Origin of the sequence: Massilia soli (assembly GCF_016809835.1) — a bacterium.
Classification (GTDB): Bacteria; Pseudomonadota; Gammaproteobacteria; order Burkholderiales; family Burkholderiaceae_D; genus Telluria_A; species Telluria_A soli.
The window spans coordinates 1-643 of sequence record NZ_JAFBIL020000032.1 but is presented as its reverse complement, the minus strand read 5'-3'; the positions used below and the strand labels follow the sequence as shown (position 1 = coordinate 643).

Below are 643 nucleotides of genomic sequence, written 5' to 3'. Positions count from 1 at the left end.
AAGTTCTTTAAAAATTAACAGTCGATAAGTGTGGGCGTTTGATGAAGGTGCCAGTGACTTCGGTCACTGATTACTTAAATTATCAAATGTTCACAAAAAAGAAATACGTTGCTCAGCAATGAGTAACGGTCAGTATTTTGAGTGAGCGACCCGGTAGCAATACCGGTGGCAGAAATGCCAACAAACAGAGATTAAACTGAAGAGTTTGATCCTGGCTCAGATTGAACGCTGGCGGCATGCTTTACACATGCAAGTCGAACGGCAGCGCGGGGCAACCTGGCGGCGAGTGGCGAACGGGTGAGTAATATATCGGAACGTACCCAAGAGTGGGGGATAACGTAGCGAAAGTTACGCTAATACCGCATACGATCTAAGGATGAAAGCAGGGGACCGCAAGGCCTTGTGCTCCTGGAGCGGCCGATATCTGATTAGCTAGTTGGTAGGGTAAAGGCCTACCAAGGCTACGATCAGTAGCTGGTCTGAGAGGACGACCAGCCACACTGGAACTGAGACACGGTCCAGACTCCTACGGGAGGCAGCAGTGGGGAATTTTGGACAATGGGCGCAAGCCTGATCCAGCAATGCCGCGTGAGTGAAGAAGGCCTTCGGGTTGTAAAGCTCTTTTGTCAGGGAAGAAACGGTG

Annotated in this window: 1 rRNA gene; it reads left to right on the top strand. The window is 50.1% G+C overall.

Annotation, left to right across the window (positions count from 1 at the left end):
* Window positions 1-193: 193 nt before the first annotated feature.
* Window positions 194-643: ribosomal RNA gene (locus I4X03_RS23005) — 16S ribosomal RNA — on the top strand; the annotation flags it as partial.